14 protein-coding genes and 1 tRNA gene are annotated in these 22,914 nt (G+C 71.4%); 6 read left to right on the top strand and 9 right to left on the bottom strand.

Annotated features, from left to right (window positions below; genetic code table 11):
• The first annotated feature begins 155 nt into the window (after positions 1–155).
• The gene (locus ACIBKX_RS10325) at positions 156–1,709 is read left to right on the top strand and encodes an aldehyde dehydrogenase family protein (RefSeq protein ID WP_363271440.1); all 1,554 of its coding nucleotides are present in this window, start codon (positions 156–158) and stop codon (positions 1,707–1,709) included.
• 177 nt (positions 1,710–1,886) lie between these two features.
• Here ACIBKX_RS10325 and ACIBKX_RS10320 read toward each other — a convergent pair whose 3' ends face one another.
• Entirely contained in the window at positions 1,887–3,221 is a 1,335-nt protein-coding gene (locus tag ACIBKX_RS10320; protein WP_363271439.1) for a DUF2254 domain-containing protein, read from the bottom strand.
• Positions 3,222–3,361: 140 nt separating this feature from the next.
• On the opposite strand from ACIBKX_RS10320, the gene ACIBKX_RS10315 reads away from it, so the two are divergent.
• A tRNA-Leu gene (locus ACIBKX_RS10315) sits at positions 3,362–3,446 on the top strand.
• Between the two features lie 127 nt (positions 3,447–3,573).
• On the opposite strand, the gene ACIBKX_RS10310 is transcribed toward ACIBKX_RS10315, so the two are convergent.
• The 8 genes from ACIBKX_RS10310 to ACIBKX_RS10275 form a co-directional block, all read right to left on the bottom strand.
• Entirely contained in the window at positions 3,574–5,556 is a 1,983-nt protein-coding gene (locus ACIBKX_RS10310) for a hypothetical protein (RefSeq protein WP_363271438.1), read from the bottom strand.
• A gap of 38 nt (positions 5,557–5,594) precedes the next feature.
• Positions 5,595–6,419, bottom strand: a complete 825-nt coding sequence (locus ACIBKX_RS10305; RefSeq protein ID WP_363271437.1) for a phytanoyl-CoA dioxygenase family protein — start codon at positions 6,417–6,419, stop codon at positions 5,595–5,597.
• A 50-nt stretch (positions 6,420–6,469) separates the two neighbouring features.
• Positions 6,470–8,359, bottom strand: coding sequence for a non-ribosomal peptide synthetase (locus tag ACIBKX_RS10300; protein ID WP_363271436.1), 1,890 nt, complete (start codon positions 8,357–8,359; stop codon positions 6,470–6,472).
• A gap of 106 nt (positions 8,360–8,465) precedes the next feature.
• Positions 8,466–12,377 carry an amino acid adenylation domain-containing protein gene (locus tag ACIBKX_RS10295; RefSeq protein WP_363271435.1) on the bottom strand — a complete coding sequence of 1,304 codons (3,912 nt, stop codon included), beginning with the start codon at positions 12,375–12,377 and terminating at the stop codon, positions 8,466–8,468.
• Positions 12,374–13,414 carry a TauD/TfdA family dioxygenase gene (locus ACIBKX_RS10290; protein WP_363271434.1) on the bottom strand — a complete coding sequence of 347 codons (1,041 nt, stop codon included), beginning with the start codon at positions 13,412–13,414 and terminating at the stop codon, positions 12,374–12,376. Before ACIBKX_RS10290 ends, ACIBKX_RS10295 begins: the two co-directional genes overlap by 4 nt.
• Positions 13,411–15,276, bottom strand: a complete 1,866-nt coding sequence (locus ACIBKX_RS10285; protein ID WP_363271433.1) for a B12-binding domain-containing radical SAM protein — start codon at positions 15,274–15,276, stop codon at positions 13,411–13,413. Before ACIBKX_RS10285 ends, ACIBKX_RS10290 begins: the two co-directional genes overlap by 4 nt.
• Positions 15,277–15,280: 4 nt before the next feature.
• On the bottom strand, positions 15,281–16,099 hold the full coding sequence (locus tag ACIBKX_RS10280; RefSeq protein ID WP_363271432.1) for a hypothetical protein: 819 nt from the start codon (positions 16,097–16,099) through the stop codon (positions 15,281–15,283).
• 30 nt (positions 16,100–16,129) lie between these two features.
• Positions 16,130–17,458, bottom strand: coding sequence for a B12-binding domain-containing radical SAM protein (locus ACIBKX_RS10275; protein ID WP_363271431.1), 1,329 nt, complete (start codon positions 17,456–17,458; stop codon positions 16,130–16,132).
• Between the two features lie 363 nt (positions 17,459–17,821).
• Here ACIBKX_RS10275 and ACIBKX_RS10270 point away from each other — a divergent pair, with 363 nt between their 5' ends.
• Genes ACIBKX_RS10270 through ACIBKX_RS10255 form a run of 4 tightly spaced genes read left to right on the top strand, consistent with a single transcriptional unit; the run spans position 17,822 to position 22,910 of the window.
• The gene (locus ACIBKX_RS10270; protein ID WP_363271430.1) at positions 17,822–19,117 is read left to right on the top strand and encodes an MFS transporter; all 1,296 of its coding nucleotides are present in this window, start codon (positions 17,822–17,824) and stop codon (positions 19,115–19,117) included.
• Positions 19,114–22,443, top strand: a complete 3,330-nt coding sequence (locus ACIBKX_RS10265; protein ID WP_363271429.1) for an amino acid adenylation domain-containing protein — start codon at positions 19,114–19,116, stop codon at positions 22,441–22,443. The genes ACIBKX_RS10270 and ACIBKX_RS10265 overlap by 4 nt, the downstream gene beginning before the upstream one ends.
• Positions 22,444–22,668, top strand: a complete 225-nt coding sequence (locus tag ACIBKX_RS10260; RefSeq protein ID WP_363271428.1) for an MbtH family NRPS accessory protein — start codon at positions 22,444–22,446, stop codon at positions 22,666–22,668.
• On the top strand, positions 22,665–22,910 hold the full coding sequence (locus tag ACIBKX_RS10255; RefSeq protein WP_363271427.1) for a hypothetical protein: 246 nt from the start codon (positions 22,665–22,667) through the stop codon (positions 22,908–22,910). The genes ACIBKX_RS10260 and ACIBKX_RS10255 overlap by 4 nt, the downstream gene beginning before the upstream one ends.
• The last annotated feature ends 4 nt before the right edge of the window (positions 22,911–22,914 follow it).

Here is a 22,914-nt window from a genome sequence, read left to right as displayed (position 1 = left end):
CTCCCGTCCGGCTGAGCACAACCAGTACGGCCAAGCACATCCCGTACGGCCGAACGCGCCCCGTACGGCAACCACTTCCGCACGAGCCATGCACCCCCCCCGTACAAGCCATGCACCCCCCGCCCCGACTGTGCACCGTGAGCGGAGACACCCGAATGGCACCCACCCTCACCACCCCACTCGTCCTCAAGGCCGGAACGGCCTGGGCCGACGCCTGGCAGCGCTGCCTCGCCGTCGCGCCCGAGGCCTTCCGCGACGACCACGTCCTCAACCTGTGGAACGGCGGCTGGCAGGCCGACGGCAGGGCCCTGCCCGCCACAAGTCCCGTCGACGGCAGCCCCATCGCGGGCCCGCCGCGCCTCGACGCCGCCACCGCCCACCGGGCCGTACGCGCCGCGCTCGACCAGCACCGGGCCTGGCGGCACATCCCGCTGGCGGAACGGCGTGCCCGCGTCGCCGCCACCCTCGACGCCCTCGCCCAGCACCGCGAACTGCTCGCGCTCCTCCTCGTCTGGGAGATCGGCAAACCCTGGCGCCTCGCCCAGGCCGACGTCGACCGGGCGATCGACGGCGTGCGCTGGTACGTCGACGGCATCGAGCCGATGGTCGAGGGCCGGACCCCGCTGGACGGTCCGATATCCAACATCGCGAGCTGGAACTACCCGATGAGCGTGCTCGTTCACGCAGTGTTGGTCCAAGCACTCGCAGGCAACGCGGTCATCGCCAAGACCCCGACCGACGGCGGCGTCGCCTGTCTGACCCTGGCCTGTGCGCTGGCCGCCCGCGAGGGAATTCCCGTCACCCTCGTCAGCGGCAGCGGCGGAGAGCTGTCCGAGGCGCTGGTGCGCGCGCCGGAGATCGGCTGCGTCTCCTTCGTCGGCGGGCGGGACACCGGAGCGGCGGTCGCCACGGCCGTCGCCGACCTCGGCAAGCGGCACATCCTCGAACAGGAAGGACTGAACACCTGGGGCATCTGGAACTTCAGCGACTGGGACGCGCTGAGCGCGGTCGTCCCCAAGCTCTTCGACTACGGCAAGCAGCGCTGTACCGCCTACCCGCGCTTCGTCGTCCAACGGTCCCTCTTCGACGAGTTCCTGGCCGCCTATCTCCCGGCTGTACGCACCGTCCGCGTCGGTCACCCGCTGGCGGTCGAGCGTGCCGAAGACCCTTGCCCACGACTGGACTTCGGGCCGCTCATCAACGCCGCCAAGGCCAAGGAGCTCGCCGACCAGGTGACGGAGGCCGTCGACCGGGGTGCCGTGCCGCTGTACCGGGGCACGCCGTCCGCGGAGCGGTTCCTGCCCGGCCAGGACACGTCCGCGTATCTGCATCCCGTCACGCTCCTCAACCCGCCGCCGTCCTCGCCGCTGCACCACGCGGAGCCGTTCGGCCCGGTCGACACCATCGTCCTGGTCGACACGGAGGCGGAGCTGCTCGCGGCCATGAACGCGTCGAACGGAGCGCTGGTCGCCACCCTGTCGACCGACGACCCGGCGACGTACGAACGCCTCGCCCCGCAGATCCGGGCGTTCAAGACGGGCCGCGGGAAGCCGCGCTCGCGCGGCGACAGGGAGGAGCTGTTCGGCGGGTTCGGCGCGTCCTGGCGCGGGGCGTTCGTCGGCGGCGAGCTCCTGGTCCGGGCGGTCACGCAGGGCCCGGCGATGGAGCGGCCACCGGGGAACTTCCCGAGCTACCACCTGATGGCCTGAGCGACGCCCGGCCGACCGGGAACCCGACGACCGGGAATCCGACGACCGGGAACCCGACGACCAGGAATCCGACGACCAGGAATCCGACGACCGGGAACCTGACGGCAGGGAACCTGAGGCAGGGAACCCGTCTGGGCGGGAACCGAACGTCAGCGAACCCGACCGGCAGGGCAAGGCCTATCCGATCCCCTGTCGGTCGGGGCGTAGGGCGAACGTGCGGTCCGCGGACTTCGGGACCGTGCGTTCCACGGCCTGCGCGAGCAGCTCGCGGTGGCGCAGGAGCGGCTCGCGGCGGTCCTCGGGGGCAAGGCGGAGCAGATCGTCGAGCCCGGCCAGCATGCGCCGAGTGACCTGCGGATTGCCGACCGCGCAGCCGCGGATCTCGGCGAACCCGAGATCCACGAGCGCGGTCCAGTCCGGCACCGGCTGCACCAGCCGGACCGCCCCGCGCCGGTCGCGGTGGTGCAGGGCGCCGAGGGGGTACGCGGCCACCGAGGCCAGGAACTGGACGATGCGGTCCAGGGCCTGCACCGCGGTGGTCGGATCGTTCACGGCGGGGGACAGGGCACGCAGCGCGATGTCGGCGAGCTGCCGGAGACCGAAGCCGAGGTCCTGGTGGAAGGTGCGCTCCACGCCCACCGAGACCGTCCAGCGCAGCGCGCGCCGCGGGGGCGGCGATCCGCCGTGCACCGTGAAGACCGGCGTACCGGGCACCATGAAGTCGCCGATGCGGGGCACGAGCCGCAGCACGGCGCCCTGGCGGCGCGCGGCCCGCACGACCCTGGCGATATTCACGTCCCGCAGCACACCGGCCCGCCCGCGGTGCGTGATCCGGGCGGTCTCCGGACCGAAGTGCTCGTCGTCCACCGCGCCCTCGGTCGGATGCTTCACCGCCACCCGGAACGACTCCCGGGCGATCCGGTCGATCACGAAACCGACGCGCATCATGCGCAGCGTCCCGTTCACATAGGCGACGAACAACAGGAGGCTCAGGAAGACCATCGCCAGCGCGAGGACCGACTCGATCAGCGGGACGGTCGACAGGAGCCGGGGATTGCTCTCGCTGTCGAACGACGTCAGGGTCATCAGGGAGAACAGGAACGTCGCCAGGAAGACGGTGAGCGTGATCTTGGTGATCCGCGATCTGACGTACAGCCGCACCACCCGAGGGCTGAACTGCCCGCTCGCCATCTGCACGGCCACCAGCGAGATGCTGAAGACGACACCGACGAAGGTCATCATCGCCGAGCCGATGGTGCTGATCACCGCCTTCGCGTCCTCGGCGACCGACATCAGGGACTCGACGGTGTCGTAGTCGCCGGCGTCCTGCGCGGCCGCCACGATCCGGCTGTCCAGCTCCGCCGTGACCAGCCACAGGACCATGGCCCCCAGCAGGCCCGCGGTCGGGGCGAACCACATCGTGTCCCGGAGGTGCTCGCGCAGCGGGGACAGCATCCGGGGCCGGCGCACCTTCCCGCCGCCGAACGCCCCCGTAATCATCCGGTCACTCATGGTGAGACTGTAGACGCGGTGGATCGGGTCGCCGGGCAGCCACCTCCCGACCGGCGGATACGCAGGTGAAAGGCACTCCGAAAGCTTGGTATTGTTGTCCATGTCGCCGCGGGGAACACCCCGCGAACGGCAGACACCTAGTCCGGGTGGCGGAATGGCAGACGCGCTAGCTTGAGGTGCTAGTGCCCTTTATCGGGCGTGGGGGTTCAAGTCCCCCCTCGGACACAGAGCAGTACAGCATCCGGTGCTGGCCGACTTTCGGCCGGCACCGTTTCTGTTTTCAGGGGTGCGGCGCACCGCGACAAGGTGCGGCGGCCCCCCAAGAAACATGGAGAGCCGCCGCCACTCGCCGTCAGCGGGGCCGCGACCCCCAGGCCCTCGCGAACAGTTCGGGCAGTGGGCCCGTGGCAGGGGTGGTCAGGACCTTTTCGCGGTGGGGGGAGAGGCGGGCGCCCAGGAGGTCGGCCTTCCATGTCTCCATCGGGTGGTGCGGCTTCGCCGCCGTCGCCCAGTCTCCCGGCAGGAAGATCCCGCGGCCCGCGCGCGGGCGGCGGTCGGCGACCACCAAGGACGCGTCGAGCAGCTCGGCGATCGCCGCCTTGTGCCGGGCCGGCGTCCAGCTGTTCCAGCGGCGGATGCTGCGGTCCGTGGGCGCCGGCAGCGCGAGCAACTGGAGATACAGGGTCGCGGCATCCGTACCGAGGCGGAGATCGGCGGCGGACTCGGCGACGGTGTCGGGGGCCGAGGCACGCGGGTCGGTCTCGTAGGCGCCGGGCGGCAGCGCGCCCGAGCTGATCCGCTCCTCGATGCGTCGGCACTCGGGCCCGCGCAGCCACCGTACGAGGGAGATCATGGACCCCTCGCAGTCGACGGCGGCGTCCAGACGCCGCGAACGGTCGTCGTCGCCGTACCGGGCCGGGCGGAAGTAGACGCGCGGCGACCTGCGGTCGCCCCACCGGTCGATGTCGCCCTCGGCGATCACGGTCAGTCCGTCGTCGAGCGTGGGGTGGTCGAGATGGTCCACGGAATCGCGGTACTCCTCGGCGCCGGGGAAGCCCGGCGCCAGGTCCGCCACGGTTCTGCCGCCCAGCGACCGGCCCCTGGTGTCGAGGAGCATCCCCGGGTGAGCGAGCCGTTCGCGGAGCAGCGCGGTCACCTCGGGAACGCCTGCGCGCAGCGGGTCGCCGCCCGGCAGTTCGGCGTAGATCCAGGGAATCGCCTGGCACATCACCGCGAGCAGTTCCTTGAAGCGGAAGCCGTCGTCGCCCTCCCAACCGTGGCCGATGACGCTGCTGGCCCGCAGCCGCGTGTCGGCGTCCTTGGTGAGCACCACGTTGCTCGTCGGGTCGACGAACACGGCGCAGACCGCGGCCGGTGCCATCCGGACCGACTCGTGCTCCGTCGCCACCGCGAGCGTCGCCTCCGAGATGGCAGGGCGTACGCCCTGCTGCGTGCGCCACGCCTCGGCGATCCGCTCGGCCAGCGCGGCCTGCCCGCCGGGCCGCCACAGTTGTACCGGGTCGTCCGGAAGGACCCCGGCGAGCAGGTCCAGGCGTGCGGGCACCCACAGGGAACTCAGCTCGCGCAGGCCCGCGTCGGCCTCCGACTGCTTGAGCCGCATCGTCTTGCGGGCATCGGCGTCGAGCCGCCACCGGACGTACGAGGCGTCCGGGATTCCGGCAAGGAGCAGTGAGGCGGCGGCTCGGCTGAGCCCGGTGGCATCGGCCAGGGCGACAGCCGCGTCACGGTCCCACGGGGTCGGGCCGTTCGCGCGTACGAGGGCGGTCAGCTCGCGCAGTTGGGCCGGGGTGCCCCAGCTGCCCGTGGGCACCGGCTCGGCCCCGGTGATCTCGCCGGGCGCGGGCGGGTCGGCCTCGCCGGTCCGCAGCTCCACAAAGTGACGTCCGCTCGTCTTCGCACCGGTTCCGTGTACGACGATGACGCCGCCACGCGCGTCACGGGCCGCGTAGTCGCCGTCCTCGGCGAGCTCGACGGTGCCGGTCCGCATCCGGGCGACGGTGTCCGGATCGGCGAACGGCGTCCCCGCCCACACGTCCAGCGTCGCCAGGAGGACCTCGCGCAGATCGGTGTGGACGGGAAAGGCGGAGGCCCGCAGGGCGACGGCGCCGATCCGGCCGATGAAACGCGACCAGAACCAACCCCGGTACTGGCCCGGGAGTTCATCGGTCCGTCCGGTCAAGTAGTCACCCGTGCGGGCAATTCCGGCGAGGGTGCCGGTCCGCCAGTACCCGTTCCCGTCGATGAGCCCGGAGAGGGCGGCGGAGATCCGGTCTTCGTCCAGGGGGGCGATGGCGCGTATGGGGTCCTGAGGCATGCCGGACATCCTGCCTCACGGCAGCCGCCCGGCCGGCCTCAGACCGTTTCGAGCGCCAGGCGTTCGTCCCAACGCGGCTTCAGCTGATCCGTGTCGCGGCCCACCAGAAATTCCGGGCGGGTCGGGTTCGGGGGTGCGTTGTCGATGGAGTTGTACGACACCATCAGGAGCGCCCGCCGGTCCGGCGAGGTGTTGTCCGACGACGAGTGCACGATGTTCGGGTGGAACGCCTGGATCGTGCCCGCCCTGCCGGTGGCCCGCGTGCTGCCGAAGGACGCGATCAACTCCTGGGCGCGGGCGTCGTCCATGACGTGCTCGGGGTTCGCCGCGAAGTTCTTGCGCCAGTCCCCGCTGTCCCGGCGCGTGACCTTGCCGGGGCCCAGATACCCCACCCGGTGGGAGCCGGGGACCAGCATCAGCGGGCCGTTGTCCTCGTGGACGTCGTCCAGCGGTACGGCGAGCGTGACCGCGGCGGGTGTCGGCAGGCCGTCCTCCGCGTTCCAGAAGGCGAAGTCCTGGTGCCACGGCCAGGCCTGGCCCTCGCGGGCCTGTTTCAGGTTCACCTTGAACTGGTAGACGTACACCGGCGTACCCGTCAACGCCTCGGCCAGGGCGAGGAGATAGGGGTGGCGCACCAGCGCCGCGTACGCGTCGTCGAACTCATGGCAGCCGTGCACCGCGCGGACCGCCGTGCTGTCCGGCTCGTGGACCACCTCGGGGCCGCCCCGTCGGCAGATCGCGTCCAGGCTGTCCCGGAGCACGTCCACCGAGGGCTCGGTGAACCGGAACGGGGCGCGGCACCAGCCGTTCTCCTCGTACTCCGCGATCAGCTCCGTCAGATGTCCGTCGTCAGTGTCGATCACGAATCCAGCCTCTCGATCACGAATCCAGCCTTTCGACCACGAAGTCAGTCTCACCGTTCGTAGGGTCGGGGGAGGGTAGTCGGGGTGGTCTGCTGCTCTCGGATCCACTCGGCCAGTTCCTCGATCGTCGGGCGCGCGATGAACGTCTCCAAGTCCGCGTACGCGCCGAAGCTCTCGTTGATCCGGGAAATCAGCACCGCGGCCAGCAGCGAAGTGCCGCCCAGGCGGAAGAAGTTGTCGTCGGGCGCGATGTCCTTCGCGTCCAGTACGTGCTCCCAGAGCAGGGTGAGATCCTTCTCCACCCCGCCATCGGCTGCCGGGCCGTCGTCGTGTCCCTCGCCGCTGCCCGTCACCGTCAACTCGCGGACGGCCAGCGCCTGGCGGTCGAGTTTGCCGCTGGGCGTCAGCGGCAGCCGGTCCACCGGGACGAACGCGACCGGCAGCATGTACTCGGGCAGGGTCCGGGCGAGCCGGTCCCGCAGGTCTGCGGGGAGCGGCGACGCCGTCACGACGTAGGCGACGAGGCGTTTGCCCGCAGTGGGGCTCTCGTTCACCACGACCGCTGCGTCGGCCGCTTCCGGCAGCGCACGCACGGCCGACTCGATCTCGCCCAGCTCCACGCGGTAGCCGCGGATCTTCACCTGCCCGTCCCCGCGGCCGAGGAAGTGGATGCGTCCCTCCGCGTCGACCCGGCCGCTGTCCCCGGTCCGGTACACCCGCGAACCCGGCGGCCCCAGCGGGTCGGGCGTGAAACGCTCGGCGGTCAGCCCCGGCCGGTTGAGGTAGCCACGGGCGAGCACCGGACCGCCGATGACGATCTCACCGGTGACTCCGGCCGGGACCGGGCTGCCGTCCGCGTCCAGGATCCGAACGCGCGCGGCGTCGATGGACCGGCCGATGGGGGCGCGCTCCGGCCAGGACGCGGGGTCGCCCGGCAGCCGCAGGGCCGTCACGTTGTGGGTCTCCGACGGCCCGTACTGGTTGTGCAGCACGACGCCCGGCAGGGCCGCGAAGAATCCCCGTACCGCCGGGGTGATGTAGAGCTGCTCGCCCCCGCAGACGACCTCACGCAGCGAGCCCGGACGGCGGTCCATGTCCTGGGCGGTGTGGGCGAGCGCCTGGAAGGCCACGAACGGCATGAACACCCGGTTGATCCGCCGCTCGTCGAGGAAGCGCAGCAGCCGGTGGGAGTCCCTGCGGATCTCCTCGTCGACAAGGACCAGGCAGCCGCCCGTGCCCCACGTGCTGAACATCTCCTCGAAGTGGACGTCGAAGCTCGCCGCCGCGAATTGGAGGGTGCGGGAGCCGACCCCGCTGGTGAAGGCCCCGCGCTGCCAGCTGATCAGGTTGCGCAGCGGGCCGTGCGGCATGGCGACGCCCTTGGGCGTGCCGGTGGACCCCGAGGTGTAGATGACGTACGCGAGATCGTCGGCGGTGGCGGTGCGGACGTCCGGCGGGCCGTCGACGGTGCCGGGCAGGTCGTCGCCGGGCAGGTCGTCGCCGGGCAGGTCGTCGTCCAGCAGCACGACCTCCGTCCCGGCGGGCGCGGGCGGTACGCCCGCAGGGGTGCGATGCGTGAGCAGTACGCGCATCCCGCTGTCCCGCATCATGAAGTCGAGCCGCGCCTGCGGATAGGCGTGGTCCAACGGCATGTACGCGGCACCGGCCCGCAGCGCGGCCAGGATGGCGACCGGCAGCCGGAACGAGCGGTCCGTGCGGACGCCGACGACCGTGCCGGCGACGGAGAGCCGGTGCAGCCGCGCGGCCAACGCGTCCGCCGCGCGGCCCAGTTCGTCGTACGTAAGGCGGCGGCCCCGGTACTCCACCGCCGGCAGGGCGGGTGACGTGCGCCGGGTGTCGTCGAAGTACTGAAGAACGGACCCCGCCGGTGCGGGCGCCGTGGCGCGGGCTTCGCCTGCCATCTCAGCCATCTCAGCCATCGACGAGTGACTCCCTTCACGATACGAACGATGCACGATGCTCGATGCTCGATGCTCGATGCACGAGCGAACGATGCTCGATGCGAACGATGTGAGTCGGCAGGCGTCAGTCGAGGTGCACGTCCGCCTCCTGGAGCGTCTTCTCCATCTCCGCCGCCAGAGCGGCCACGAACGGCTCGTCCAGCATGGAGTAGTGGTCGCCGGGCACGACGCGCGGCGGGGCGAGGTCCGGGCACAGCTCCGCCCATGCCGCACCGGCCACAGCCCGTGTCGCCGGGTCGCTCTCCTGCGCCTGGAGCAGAGCGACCGGACCGGCGTACGGAGCCGGCCGGTACCGCAGGGCCGCGCGGGCGTACTCCTCGCCCGGCGCCGATCCGGAGTCGGCCGGGAGCTGGCCCGCCAGGTAGCTGTCGACCAGGACGACCATGGCGACGTGCTCCCCGAGGAGGGTGAGCCGCCGGGCCATCTCGTAGGCGACGAGGCCGCCCATCGACCAGCCCATCAGGAGGTACGGGCCATGTGGCCGGACCTCCCGGACCGCCGCGATGTGCCGCTCGGCCAGGGTCTCGACGGCGGGGGGCTCCCTGTCGTCGCCTTGGAGCGTCTCGTCGTGCACGGCGTACAGCGGGCGCCGCGGCACCGAACTACCGGCGAGGCTCCGGAACCCGATGGCATCCCCGCCGGGGTGGACGCAGAACAGCGGTGTCCCCTCGCCCCGGCTCTGCAGCGTGACGAGAGCGTTCGGCCGCTCGGCCCCATCGCCCTCGCGGAGCAGCGCCGCGAGCGCCCTGGGAGTCGCGGGATCGACCGGAGGCCCGTCGTCCGGCGCCGTCTCCTCGAACAGCACCGACACCGGAAGCTCGGCCGAGAACGCGGCGTTGACCCGCGCGATCAGCTGCACCGCCAGGATCGAGTGGCCCCCGACGTCGAAGAAGCCCTCGTCCGCACCGACGGACGGGAGGTTCAGCAACTCTCCGAAGATGGCCGCGATCCGCGCCTCCAGCGGGTCCCTGGGCTCCAGCGGGTCCCCGGGCTCCAGCGCGTCCCGCGGCTCCGGCGCGTCCCGCGGCTCGGCGGACGGCTCGGCACGGACGTCTCCCGGGGTGCCGGAGGCGATCAGTGCCGCACGGTCGACCTTGCCGTTCGCGGTGAGAGGCAGTCGGTCGAGCCAGACGTACGCGGCGGGGACCATGACGTCCGGCAGCCGCTCGGCGAGATGGCCGCGCAGCTGTGACGGCGCGACCGCGCCGCCCGCCGAGGGTGAGAGGAACGCCGTGAGCCTGCCGCCGTCCGGCCCGAGCGCCACGGCCGCCTCGCGCACGGAGTGGTGTCCGAGCAGGGCCCGCTCGATCTCGGCCGGCTCCACGCGGACGCCCCGCACCTTGATCTGCTCGTCGCGGCGGCCGACGCAGTGCAGGGTCCCGTCGGGCGCCGAGTAGCCGATGTCGCCGGTCCGGTAGAGCCGCTGACCGGGGGCGTCGGAGAAGGGATGGGGCACGAAGCGGTCCGCCGTCCCGGCCGGATCCGCGAGGTAGCCGCGCGCCAGGCCGATCCCGCCGACGCAGATCTCGCCGAGCGCGCCGACCGGCACCGGCGCCAGGCGCTCGTCGAGGACGTAGACCTCGCTGCCGTCCACGGGGCGGCCGATCGGCACGTCACCGACCGCCGGGTCGTCGGCGGTGATCTCGTGGACGGTGCATCCGACCGCCGTCTCCGTGGGGCCGTACTCGTTGAAGATCCGCGTGGCCGGCGCGTGCCGGCGCCACGGCGCGATGTGCTCCCAGGAGAGGTTCTCACCGCCGAGGACGAGGGAGTGCGCGACACCGGACAGGGCGTCGGAGCCGAGCGTCGGGTTGATCACGGCCAGATGCGAGGGCGTCATCTTGAGCAGGTCGAGGCCGGTCCGCCGGCCCAGTTCACCGGTGAGGCCGAAGACATCGCGCCAGGCCGGGTCCAGGTGCACCGTACGCCCGCTGACCAGGGGCACGAACAGACTCGTCACCGTCATGTCGAAGGCCACGGAGGAGTGCACCATGGCCCCTGTCCCGTTCTCGTGACCGTAGGAACGGGCCGCCCAGAGCACATAGTTGGCCAGGGCCCGGTGGGGGAGCAGCACTCCCTTGGGGATGCCGGTGGAGCCGCTGGTGAAGAGGACGTAGGCGAGATTCTCCGGTGTCACCTCGGCGGACGACTCTTCTGACTGTGACTGTGACTGTGACTGTGACTGTGACTGTGACTGTGACTGTGCCGGAGTCGGCAGCTCGTCGACGTCCACCCAACGGACCGCCCCCAACCCCTCTCGAGGCATGCCCGGTGCGGTGAGGACCAGAGCGCACCCAGCCCGCGCCAGCATCTCCGCGCTCCGGGCCGCCGGCAGTTCGGGATCGAGCGGCAGATACGCGCCACCGGCCTTGAGCACGCCCAGCATCGCCACCAGAAGGTGCCGCGTGTGCCCGACGGCGATGGCCACCGGTTGATCCGGCACCACACCCAACTGCCGTAGTGTCACGGCCACTTGAGCGGCCCGCTCGTCCAACTCCCGGTACGTCAGCCGGGCCGACGGGTCGGCGACGGCGATCGCGTCGGGTGTCCGCCGGGCCTGGCCCTCGATGATCTGGTGCAGGCACAGGGATGTTCGGCGGGTGGTACGGCCATGCTCGGCGGACACCCGACGCGATCGCCGCACCAGTGCACGGCTCTGCTCGTCGAGTACGTCGACCGTGTCGAGCAGGGCCGACGGGGCCGCGACGAGACCTTCCAGCAGGGTCAGGTACTGCCCGCCGAGGGCGCGTACATAATCGGCGGGGAACTCGCCCCGGCGGTGGCGCCACACCAGCCGCAGCGTGCCGTCACCGACGACGGCCTCAAGGCCCAGCGCACACGGCTCGGCCTCGACGTCGTCCCAGACCGGGGTGAAGGTGACGCCGTCGGCATGCGCGGTGGCCGTCTCCTCCTTCGCCTCGAACACGACCGTCCAGTCGGCCGGTTCGTCCGCGTACGAGGCCGGAACGCGCGCGGCGGCCCGCTCGGCCTCCGACCGCTCGGCCTCGACCCGGCTCAACAGGCCGGCGAAGGTGGCCGGCGCATCGGGGCCGGTTCGGATCGCCGCCCAGTGGGTGAAGTGACCTGCGCAGTCGGCCAGTTCGTCGAAGGGGCGGCCCGGCAGAGCAGTCGCGACGGTGATCCCGGGCCGGTCCGTGATCCTGCGCAGAAGGGCCGTCAGACAGCCGAGCAGCACGGTGTCGGGCGTGACGTCGTGCTCCTTCGCGCAGGCCCGCACGGCCTGGGCGAGCGCGGCGGGGACGGTGCTGTCGAGACGTACGACCGACGCGGTGTCTGTGGCCACACCGGCCGGGAGAGGGCGGCGCAGGGGCAGGTCCAGGGCGTCGTGGGAGGATGCGGACGTGGCGTCCCCGGCCGCCGGTTCTGCTTCCGCGAGCTGGTGCTGCCACTGCGCGTACTGGATGTACTGAAGGGGCGCGGCGTCCGGTGCGCGCCCGTCGTAGGCCTGTGCCAGCTCGGCGGCGAGGCCGCGCAGGGTGCGGCTGTCGGCGGACAGGCCCGAAGTCGTGATGAGCAGTGCGCAGCGCCGATCGGAGAGCCGGAAGAGGCGGGCGCGCAGCGGCGCCGCGTCGTCGATACCGGCAGGGCGCAGCCGCTCGTCCCGCACGGCGGCGTCCAGGAGGCCGCCTGTTTCGGGCAGTCCCCGCAGGTCCCGTACCGTCCACGCCACGCCGCTCCCCGCGTCCTCCCCGCCGACGTCCGCGAGCGCGGTCCGCGTCCCCGGCACCCGGCGGTAGCGGGCTCGCAGGGCGCCATGCCGGCCGGTGACCGTCCGCAGTGCGTCGGCGAGGCGTTCCGCGTCGATCGCGCCGTCGACATGGAACAGCGCCTGCGCCCAGCATGGACCGGCGGATTCCGATGAGTACGCCCGCCACACGCGCTGCTGCTGGAACGAGAGCCAAAATCCCTTGACCTGGCCCACGGCCTCGCCCCGTTCAGTGTCCCGCCCCGTCATACGAACGGCACCAAGTCGCCCATGGCCACCAGGAGTTCGCGTGGCCCGGTGAACGGGTTGCGGGCGTGGGCGACCAGGATGTTGTCCAGGACCAGGACGTCGCCGCGCTCCCAGGGGAAGGCGACCTCAAGGTCGGCGTAGACGCGGCAGAGCTCGGTCATCGCATCGTCGGGGATCGCGGATCCGTCGCCGAAGCGGCACTGGCGCGGCAGCGAGTCCGGGGTGTGGGTGGCCTCCAGGGCCGAGCGGGTCTCGGGGGCGAGACAGGCCGGATGCCAGTGGGTGGCCTGGGCGATCCAGGACCACACGCCGGTTCTCGGATGCCGCACGGCGGCGGGACGGACCGCCTCGGTGCGCAGCCGGTCCCCGTCCCAGGACCAGCGCAGGCCCTGCTCGGCGCAGCGTGCCTCGGCCTCGTTCCGGTCGTCGGTGCGCAGCACCTCGCGCCAGTCGAGGCCGAGTCCCGTCCCGTAGTTCCGTACGTACATCACGCCCTTGGCCAGGAACTCGGAGCGCAGTTCCGCGTCGAGCCGCTCGAAGACCCGGCGGCTGTCGACGACCGGGGTCTCGCCGCCGGACGTGGCGGGCCGCGCGCAGCAGAACATGATGCGGGACGGCCCGCTCGCGTTGAACGAGTTCTCGTTGTGCCACAGCAGCTTCTCCTCCGGCGGGAAGAACACCGGTGAGGAGATGCTGCCGCTCAGCGAGGCGCGCGGATGTTCGCCGTTGTCGCAGTACAGCTCGTCGACGAGGGCCCCTGCCAGGCGTTCGAGGCCGTCCGTGGTGGTGACCGAGAATCCCCGGAACAGTACGGCGCCGTGCTCGTCGAGGGTGTCGTCGAGCCACGCCCGCGCGTGGCCCGCCCAGTCCGCGACGTCGACACCGGCGGCGGTCGGCCGGATGGCCAGCGGCGGTTCGCCGGGGGCGGCGAGCGGTGCGTGGCTGACGAGCGACGCGGAGGTGACGGTGACGGGGGCGGGCACCACCTGCCGGAGGCCTTCGGGGCCCGGCGCGCCACCGAGCGGCGGTTTCGTCATGTGACCGGTTCCTCCTGGTGCAGTGCCCGGCCGAGGCGGTCGGCGGCGAGCAGATACAGGGCGTCGACGTCGTCGCCGGTGATCGAGGAGAACTGGTGGGCGGTCTCGAAGGCCGGGTGGCGCACCAGCTTCTCGCGGTAGTCGGGCAGCGCGGCGCCCGACTGGAGCATCTGGAGCCACTGCCGGGTGCCGGGGTAGGGGCTGTTGATGTTGAGGGCGACACAGCCGTCGGGGATGCAGCCCTCCCGGTGCATCTCGCCGATCAGGTCGAGCGTCTGCAGCCGCTGCTCGGGCGTCTCGCCGAGGCCGAACTGCAGCGAGGTGCCGACCCGGACGCCAGCCTCTCGGCACCAGCGGGCGACGTCACGGAAGCGCTCGGTCCAGTCGCTCTCGGACACCAGGAGCAGCTGACGGACCTTCTGTACGCGTACGGCGTCGGGCTCGGCGGACTCGACGCCGAAGTACACATAGCTGCAGCCGGCGCCGGACATCCGCCGCAGCAGATCACGGTCCACGTCGTTGACGGTGGTCTGGCAGCCCCATTCGAGGGTGGGGTGCCCGGCCGCGAGGTCCTCCAGGAGGGTCAGGAACTCGGCCAGCCAGCGGCGGTTCTGGGTGAAGGTGCTGTCGTCGAAGAACACCGCCTCGTAGCCCTGCTCGATGCGCAGCCGGATCTCGCCGATGACGTGCTCCGGCGACCGCTGGCGGATCTTGGGCTGTTCGTAGAGGAACGCGTCCGCGGACTCGTGGCAGAAGGAGCAGGAGTACTTGCAGCCCAGACAGGCCATGATCTGGGCCGTCGGGCGGTGTCCGAAGACGGGGAAGCGGTTCTCGTGCGTCAGCCGGGTCACGTCGATGTACGGGAGCCGGTCGCCGTCGATCGGCACGCCGCTGAGCGGCAGCGACTCGATGCGGCGTGCGGTGCCGTCGTACAGGAACAGGCTGCCCACACCCGGCAGTTCGGCGAACCGGTCCGGGTCGGCGAGCATGCGCTTCTTGACGGTCTCCACGGTCTCGGCGTCGGCGGGCAGACAGTCCGCCACGACCTTGAGCACCTCGGGCAGCGCGAACGCGGAGTCCCCCGCGAACACGATGTCCGTGAACTCCCGTTCCTCGGGGCGGGCGAAGGTCTGGAGCGCGGTGAGCCGGTCGAGTTCGGCCGCGCCGATCCGGAAGGCGTCGTGGTTCTCCTGGCGGCGGCCGCTCATCCCGGCGACCCGCTGTGAGGCGGCCCGGTAGGCGTCCGGGTTCACGGCGTCCTCGTGCTGGCCGCCGAGCACCACGATCGCCTGCGGGCACTCCTTCTTCACCGTCGCCGCGATGCGCAGGGCGAAATGGTGGCCCTCGGAGAGGTTGCTGATGCCGACGACGACCGGGCGGTGCTCGCGCAGCGAGTCGACGAGCTCCTTCTCGAACGCGGCCGAGTAGGCAGGGGGGTTGAGGACGGCCACGATGTCGGGGACCCGTGTGCCGGGGAACTCGTCGATGCGCAGCATCCGGTCGAGTACACACGTCGCGTAGAGCAGCGGCGTCGGCATGCCGGGGAACGCGCCGGTCGCGCCCTCCTCGATGTGCGGGGCGCTGACGAACAGGACCGGGAAGTACTTGACGCGCCGTCGCTCCGCCGCCCTGCGCGGGTCGTCGGGACCGGCGCCGGGCCCGAGGCGGGCGGACACCTCCTGTTCCACCGCGCCCTCGCGGCGCAGCGCCGCGTCCGAGACGGTGCCGGGGTCCTCGCCGTCACCGGGGCGCAGGCGCCAGCGCCGCTCCTCCTCGTACAGCTCATGGGATATTCGGTGGGCCCGCGCCTCGCGCACCTGCCGCGCGAGGGCCTGCGGGACGGCGGGTGGTCTGGGGTCCATGACGTCACCCGCCCATCGCACGGGAGACGTACGCGGCGACCTCGGGGTCCGCGAGCAGCCGGGTCCGGTCCGCGGTGAACCGGGTGACCGTGCCGCGCGGGTCGGCCGCACTGGTGCCGATCCCGCCGGTCGCGGACAGCACGCTGGTCGCGGGCGGCGTGTCCGCGGGCGGATCGCCGCCGGGCTGCGCCCAGGCCGCCGCGGTGAGGTAGGCGAGGTAGTGGGAGAAGCGGTCGGCGAGCTGCTGCCGCACGGCGGGGGCGACGTTCAGGCGTCGGCAGGCCTCGGTCACCGCCGTTCCGTAGGACACCTCCAACTCCTCGGCGAGCGGCAGCAGTTCGGATCCGGTCGCCGAGGGTGCGGCGTCGCACGGCTCGGCCGCCGCCAGGGCGGTCTCCAGGTCCTGAGGGGAGAGCTGGCCGGAGAGGGTGCCCACGGCGGTGCGGTACTCCTCGCCGAGGGTGCGGCCCTCGACCAGGACCGGGTCGAAGGCGATCAGGTCGGGCGTGCCGAGCCCCAACATCCGTAACCGCTCGGCGAGTTCACGGGCCAGGCCGCTGCCCGCGCAGTGCCCGAGCACCGCCCGCACCGGTCGGCCGTGTTCCTTGACGGCCTCCAGCCAGGGCGTCACATACTCGCCGGGCCCGTGCTGCCGCAGCTCGGCGACCGTGCAGCGCCGCGGCACACCCTCCAGTACGCGCCGCCCCTCCAGGGACGGCGCCAGGTCGGCGAACCGGGCTTCCCCGCGGCCGGCGTCGAAGGCCACCGTGAGGATCAGACCCGCGTCGCCGTCCCGCAGTACGTGCCATCGCGAAGAAGTCATGGTGCTCCCGTCTGTCCGAGGCCGCGGAGGCTATACGTGGGCATCGGCCCAGAACGTGCCGTACTCGTCGGCGGTGCCGGGCGCCGGCGCGGAACCGAAGTACGGGGGCTTGTCCATGGCCCGCGCGAACAGGTCGAGGCCCTCCAGGAACACGTCGTAGGCCTGATCCGGGGTGGTCTTTTCGGTGGCGAACACGGGAGGCAGGTCCTCGTGATAGAGGCTGAAGTCCCGGTGCAGCAGCTTCATCCCGAAGCGTTCCGGGTGCTCGAACATGGCGCTTCCCGGGTAGGGGACGAGGCCGAAAAGATAGGTTGCCTGGAGCAAATCCTCGTCGAGCAACTGGCAAACCCAGTCGATGCTGCGCCGCATGTCGTCGGGGCTCTGGTCGGGAAAGCCGTTCACGGTGAAGGAGCAGGCGGCGAGTCCGGCGTCACGGACCTTCTTCAGGGTTTCCCTGGTCGCGCTCAGCTTCATGTGATGCTTATGCGTTTCGTGGCTCTCCTGGAATCCGGTCTCCAGGCCTATCTCCACCCATTGACAGCCGCTGCTCTTCAGTTTGCGCAAGATACGGTCGTCGGTCAGACAGTTCAGCCGGGTCTGGCAGTCGTAATTGATGTCGCCTTCTTGCTCCAGCATTTCCAGGAGTTCGAGGGTGCGATCCGGGTGCAGGGTGAAGGTTTCGTCGCCCCAGTAGATGTTGTGCCGGTCGCCGTACCGCGCCCGGTAGGCGCGGATCTCGTCGCGGACGCGGTCCAGCGGGAAATAGTCGGGGCGTTGGCCGATGGTCTGGATGGTGCAGAACGTGCACTGGTATGGGCAGCCGAGTGCGTACACCTGACGTAAGTAGCGAATGTCCTCGCCGGTGCTCTCCGGGAACAGGTCCACTTTGGGAAAGGGAATGTCGGCCGGGTGCAGCTGCGGGTAGCGGCGTGCCGTCCGCGCGGTGGTGCCGTCCGGCCCGCGGTGCACCAGATTGCCCACACCGGACACGTCGCGCCCCTCGGCCAGGGCGTCGAGGAGCGCGGGCAGGGCCTGCTCGCCGCGGTCCACCACGACGTAGTCGACGCTGGGGTGAGCGGCCACCTCGTGCGCGAGCGGCGTGGCGACGACCCCGCCGTAGACGACGGCGGACGCGGGGTGGACCCGCTTCACGGCGTCCGAGATCTCGTACGCGTGGCACAGGTTCACCGTCATCGGCGAGAACAGATAGACGTCCGCGGGGCAGCGGCGCACGGCCGCCTCGACGACGTCGACATCCATCTGACCGGGCCGCGTGAACGCGTTCGGCTCGGTGTAGAGATCGACCACTTTGATGTCTTCGTAGCCGTGCGCGACCAGCACTCCGGCCAGCCAGTGCATCCAGTGCGGAAGCTCCCACATATTCTTCCGCATGTGGTCGAGTCCTGGATGTGCCGCATGGTATTGAATGTCGAAATTTCGCCAGAAATCTTTGCGCTGTGCAATAGGGACGGTAGACATGGGCGTATGCACAAAAGCGACCCGCAATTTCTCTCCTGGGAAGAGGGGGAGTGGGGCTGCGTACAGACGTTCCTAGCGAAATTGAATTTCTAGCATGTTTGACCGAGTAGCGTCAAGAAGATGATCGATAAATTTCCTTCGGGGGTGGCTTGGGAGTGACTTAGGGGTGACTTAGGGGTGACCTTGACGGCCTCTGGGCCGTATGATCTACTGCACTCCGGCAGATCTGGATTGGGGGGACCCGTGCCGTCAGGGGAACTGTCCGAGGATCAGGATCAGGCACGGTCGGCGGGTAAGAGGGATGGTTCGCCCTCTTTATGGAAAAACCCCGCGTATCGAATGTTCTTAGGCGTCCAGACTCTTTCCGCTCTCGGTGACTCCTTCTCGTATGTCGCACTGCCGCTGCTGGTCCTGCACAGCACGGGATCGGTGCTCCAAATGGGCCTCGTCACCGGCCTCACCGGTGTCGCGTCGATCCTGACCGGCCTGTTCGCCGGTGTCGTCGCCGACCGCTTCGACCGCAGACGGCTCCTGATGCTCGCCGACGGGGCGCGCTGTCTGCTCTATCTCCTGATCCCGCTCGCCTGGATCTCCGCCTCGCCCGTCTGGCTGATCTACACCGTCGTGCCCGTCGCGGGCTGCTTCTCGATGCTCTTCCAGGTCACCTATGTGACCGTCGTGCCGGCCATCGTCAAACCGGACCAGATCACCAAGGCCAACGGCCATATGTACGCGACGTACGCGATCGCCAGCGTCGCAGGGCCCGCGCTCGCCGGACTCGTGGCATCGGCCGCCGGTCCGGCCGCCGCGATCGGCATCGACTCGGCGACCTTCGCGGTCTCCGCGCTCGGTGTGCTCCTGGTCAAGTTCGACGGCAGACCCGAGCGGTCCGACGCCGCCCAACGCGGCAACATCCGCCAGGAGTTCCTCGCCGGGGCCAAGTTCCTGTGGGCCCACCCCGTGCTGCGCCCGCTCACCCTGCTGCTCTCGCTGATCACCTTCCTCATCTACGGCCTCACCGACCTGGTCATCTACCTGGTCAAGCACGAGCTGCACCACCCGGACACCACCGTCGGCTATGTCCTGACGGCCGGCACGGTCGGCTCGTTCATCGCCTCCGCGGCCGTCGCCAGGGTGCGCAAACGGCTCGGGTTCGGAGTGGCCTGGGTCGGCGCGTTCACCCTCGCGGGCCTCGCCGTCGCGGGCATCGGCCTGTCCGGCAGCGTCCCCGTGATCGCCGTACTGATGACGATCACCCTGATGTGTACGGGCATCGCCGGCATCTGCTCGATGTCGCTGCGCCAGGAGGTGACCCCCGGCCATCTGCTCGGCCGGGTCACGTCCTCGTTCTGGACCATCCATACGGCGCTGGGGCCGATCGGCGCGGGCATCACCACCGCTGCCGCCGCCGGACTCGGGGTCACCACGGTCTGTCTCATTATCGGCGTCGCCGTCCTGGCCGTCGCGCTGACCGGAACCCTGACCGGTATCGCCCGGCCGCACCCCGTCACCGACCGCCCGGCAGGAGAGGTCGCATGAGCTTCGGCACGTCCGGCGCAGACCAGGGGCCGTCCGGGGGCCACGCGCTGTCCCCGGCCCAGGAGCGCTTCTGGTTCCTGGACCGGATGCACCCCGGCACCGCGCTCTACAACTCCTGCTCGGCGATCCGGCTGACGGGACCCCTCGACCCCGGAGCGGCGGCCCACGCCGTGGCCGAGATCGTCCGCAGGCACGACGTCCTGCGGGCCCGCTTCCCCGCCGACGGCGGCGTCCCCCGCGTACACATCGCGCCCCAACTGGCCGTGCCCACCGCGCTGATCGACCTGACCGGGCTGCGCCCCGAGCTCCGTGCCGCCGAAGCCCGCCGCCTCGCCGACGAGCACGCGCGGCGCCCCTTCGACCTGGAATCCGGCCCGCTCATCCGCACGGCGCTGCTGCGCTCGGCCGACGACGACCACACCCTGCTCCTGAACTGGCACCACATCATCGGTGACGGCTGGTCCAAGCAGGTCTTCGTCGACGAGTTCCTCGAACTCGCCGCCGCCCGCGCCGAGCGGCGCGCCCCCGAACTCGCCCCGCTCCCGGCCCAGTACGCCGATGTCGTCGCCCGGCGCCGCAAGCCGACCGCGGGCGATCCCGCGTACGAGGCGGAACTGGCCTACTGGCGCGAGCGGTTGTCCGGCCTCACCGACGCCCGGCGACTGCCCCCGGACCGCACCCCGGCCGAACGATCCACCCCGCCGGCCGCCGCCGCGCGCCGGGCGCTCGACCCCGAACTGATGGACCGAATACGGAAGTTGGCGCGAGAAGAGCGCGTCACCCCGTTCATGGTGCTCCTGACCGCCTTCGCGGTCACGCTCTCCCGCCGCCTCGACCAGGACGACGTCGTGGTCGGCACGCCGAGCGCCCAGCGCGACGACATCGACGCCGACCAGCTGATCGGCCCCTTCCTCAACACGCTCGCCCTGCGCGCCGACCTGTCCGGCGACCCGACCGTGCGCCAGGCGCTGGCCCGCGTCGCGGAGACCTGCCTGGGCGCCTACGACCACCAGGACATCGACTTCCAGGACGTCGTCGCCGCGCTCGGCACCGAACGCGCCGACGGCGACTCGCAGTTCCTTGGCGTCACCTTCCAGTACATCGGCACGCCCTCCACCCGCACCGGGCCCGGCGGTCTGACCGCGCGGATCGAGGAAGTGGAGCCCGGCGTCGCCAAGTTCGACCTGACCGTCGACGTGTTCGCCGAGGAGGGGCACACCGACGTACTCGCCCAGTACGACAGCGACCTCTACCGGGCCGAGACCGTCGACGGGCTGCTGCGCCAGTGGGAGTCCGTCCTCGACGACATGACACGGGACCCGGAGCAGCCCGTCGGTCTGACCGGCGGCCCGCGCCCCGAGGACCGCGCCCTGCTGCTCGACGCCGCGCGGGGGGCGCCGGTCGGCCCCGTCGGCGCATGCGTGATCGACGTGTTCGAGCAGTGGGCCGAGCGGGAGCCCGGCGCCCCCGCCCTGGTGCACGGCGACACCCGGCTCAGCTACGGCGAACTGGACCGCGCCGCCAACCGCCTCGCCCACCGGCTGCGCGCCGAGGGCGTCACTCCCGCGTCCCGCGTCGGCATCTACATGGAGCGCTCCGCCGAGAGCGTCGTCGCGGTCCTCGCCGTGTGGAAGACCGGCGCCGCCCATGTGCCGCTCGACCTCGACAGCCCCGCCGCCCGCCGCGCGATGATCGTCGCCGACGCCGGGGTGGACGTGGTGGTCACCCAGGAGGGACTCGTCCCCGACCTGGCGGGCGACGGCGTACGCAGTGTGGTCGCGGGGCCGGACGGCGCCGATCCGGCCCGCTTTCCCGGCACCCGGCCCGAGCGCGCGCTCGACCCCGACAGCCTCTGTTATGTCATGTATACGTCGGGTTCAACGGGGCGTCCGAAGGGCGTCATGGCCACGCACGGCTCGCTGCGGCGCATCCAGCTCGCCTGGGAGCACGCCTTCGCGCTGCGCGGACGCATCCGCGGGCATCTGCAGATGGCCAACTTCAGCTTCGACGGCTACCTCGGCGAACTCGTCCGCTCCATCGGCTCCGGCGCGACCCTGGTGGTCTGCCCCCGCGAGACGCTGCTCCTGCCCGCCCGGCTGCTGCGGCTGATGCACGAGGAGCGCGTCGACGTCGCCGACTTCGTGCCCACGGTCCTGCGCACCCTCGCCGCACACGTCACCGAGACCCGCCAGGACCTCGCCTTCCTCAAGCTGCTCATCGTCGGCTCCGACACCTTCCCCGCCGACGAGCTGGCCCGGATCAGCCGGCTCTGCGGCCCGGACACGGACGTCGTCAACTGCTACGGGCTGACCGAAGGCACCATCGACAGCACCTACTTCACCGTCGGCGCCACGGACCTGGACACCCGGTCGGTGCTCATCGGCACGCCGCTGCCCGGCACCGAGGCCTATCTCCTCGACGACCGGATGCGCCTGGTGCCGCCCGGCGTGCCCGGCACCCTGCACATCGCGGGCCCCACCCTCAGCCGCGGCTACCTGGGCGCGCCGGGCCGCACCGCGGACGCCTTCGTGCCGAACCCGTTCTCCGCCGAGCCCGGCGCGCGGATGTACCGGACCGGCGACCGCGGGCGCTACCGGCACGGTCCTGACGGGCTGCGCATCGAGTTCCTCGGCCGCCGCGACCAGCAGTTCAAGGTGCGGGGCTACCGCGTCGAACTCGGCGAGATCGAGGCCGCGTTCCGCCGCTCGCGGCGGGTCCGCGACGCCGTGGTCCTCACGGAGGCCACGGACGGCGACAAGGACTCCGGGCGCGTGCACGCCTATCTCGTGCCGAGCGCCGGACAGGAGGGCGTGGACTGGCACGCCGTGCTCCGCGAGCAGCTGCCGCTCTACATGCTGCCCGACCGCCTCGTGCTGCTGCCCGAACTGCCGCTCACGCCCAACGGCAAACTGGACCGCGCCGCGCTGCCCGGCGCCCGCGGCACCGAGGTCACCGCACCCGGCAGCGGCAGGGCGGCCCGTACGCCGGTCGAGCGGACCCTGGTCGAGCTGTGGCACGGAGTCCTCGGACGCACCGGGATCGGCGTGCACGACGACTTCTTCAACCATGGCGGTGACTCGCTGAAGGTGATGCGCGTGATCGCCGCCGCCCACGACACCTGGGGCGTGGACATCACCGTGCGGGCCTTCTTCCGGGCTCCGACGGTGGCCCGCCTCGCCCCGCTGGTCGAGCGGCTGCTCGCCGATTCCGTCGATTCCGCCGCGTCCGCCGCGTCCGGCGCGTCCGGCACGGCGGCCGAAGAACCCGGCGGTCTCGACCGGATCGTCCCGGTCGCCCGCCAACGCATCGCGTACGAGGAGGGCTGAGTGACGACTGGACCCCACGACGGCACCCCGGACGGATACCGGGTCGTCGTCAACCACGAGGAGCAGTACTCGATCTGGCCCGCCGACCAACGGCCGCCGGACGGCTGGGAGGACACCGGGCACGGCGGATCGCGCGCGGAGTGCCTGGCCCACATCGAGAGCGTCTGGACCGACATGCGGCCGCTGAGCCTGCGCCGCCGGATCGAACGGGAGACCGCCGGATGACGCCGTACTACATGGGCTGTCTCCTCGGCGACGTGCGCGGATTCGCCGACTGGGCCGCGTCCGCGGCGCCCGAGCAGCGTGAACTGCCCGACGACACCGTGGTCTACCTGCGGGAGGACCTGGCCGTCGTAAGGCATCCGGTGCGGGCGGACCAAGGGGTGCTGTGGGACTCGGCGACCACCGGCTGGCGGGTCTTCTGCACCGACGAGCTGCGGTTCGACCCGCCCGCCGGACGGAAGTGACCGC

This window comes from Streptomyces sp. NPDC050658 (genome assembly GCF_044457025.1).
Taxonomy (GTDB): Bacteria; Actinomycetota; Actinomycetes; order Streptomycetales; family Streptomycetaceae; genus Streptomyces.
This window is presented reverse-complemented; position numbering and strand designations above follow the sequence as displayed.

Excerpts from the sequence above, each read along its gene's own strand:
- ACIBKX_RS10285 (WP_363271433.1), bottom strand. The coding sequence starts at position 15,276 with ATGGACCCCAGACCACCCGCCGTCCCGCAGGCCCTCGCGCGGCAGGTG.
- ACIBKX_RS10300 (WP_363271436.1), bottom strand. The coding sequence starts at position 8,359 with ATGGCTGAGATGGCTGAGATGGCAGGCGAAGCCCGCGCCACGGCGCCC.
- ACIBKX_RS10320 (WP_363271439.1), bottom strand. The coding sequence starts at position 3,221 with ATGAGTGACCGGATGATTACGGGGGCGTTCGGCGGCGGGAAGGTGCGC.
- ACIBKX_RS10325 (WP_363271440.1), top strand. The coding sequence starts at position 156 with ATGGCACCCACCCTCACCACCCCACTCGTCCTCAAGGCCGGAACGGCC.
- ACIBKX_RS10275 (WP_363271431.1), bottom strand. The coding sequence starts at position 17,458 with ATGCACTGGCTGGCCGGAGTGCTGGTCGCGCACGGCTACGAAGACATC.
- ACIBKX_RS10295 (WP_363271435.1), bottom strand. The coding sequence starts at position 12,377 with ATGACGGGGCGGGACACTGAACGGGGCGAGGCCGTGGGCCAGGTCAAG.
- ACIBKX_RS10310 (WP_363271438.1), bottom strand. The coding sequence starts at position 5,556 with ATGCCTCAGGACCCCATACGCGCCATCGCCCCCCTGGACGAAGACCGG.
- ACIBKX_RS10255 (WP_363271427.1), top strand. The coding sequence starts at position 22,665 with ATGACGCCGTACTACATGGGCTGTCTCCTCGGCGACGTGCGCGGATTC.
- ACIBKX_RS10265 (WP_363271429.1), top strand. The coding sequence starts at position 19,114 with ATGAGCTTCGGCACGTCCGGCGCAGACCAGGGGCCGTCCGGGGGCCAC.
- ACIBKX_RS10280 (WP_363271432.1), bottom strand. The coding sequence starts at position 16,099 with ATGACTTCTTCGCGATGGCACGTACTGCGGGACGGCGACGCGGGTCTG.
- ACIBKX_RS10290 (WP_363271434.1), bottom strand. The coding sequence starts at position 13,414 with ATGACGAAACCGCCGCTCGGTGGCGCGCCGGGCCCCGAAGGCCTCCGG.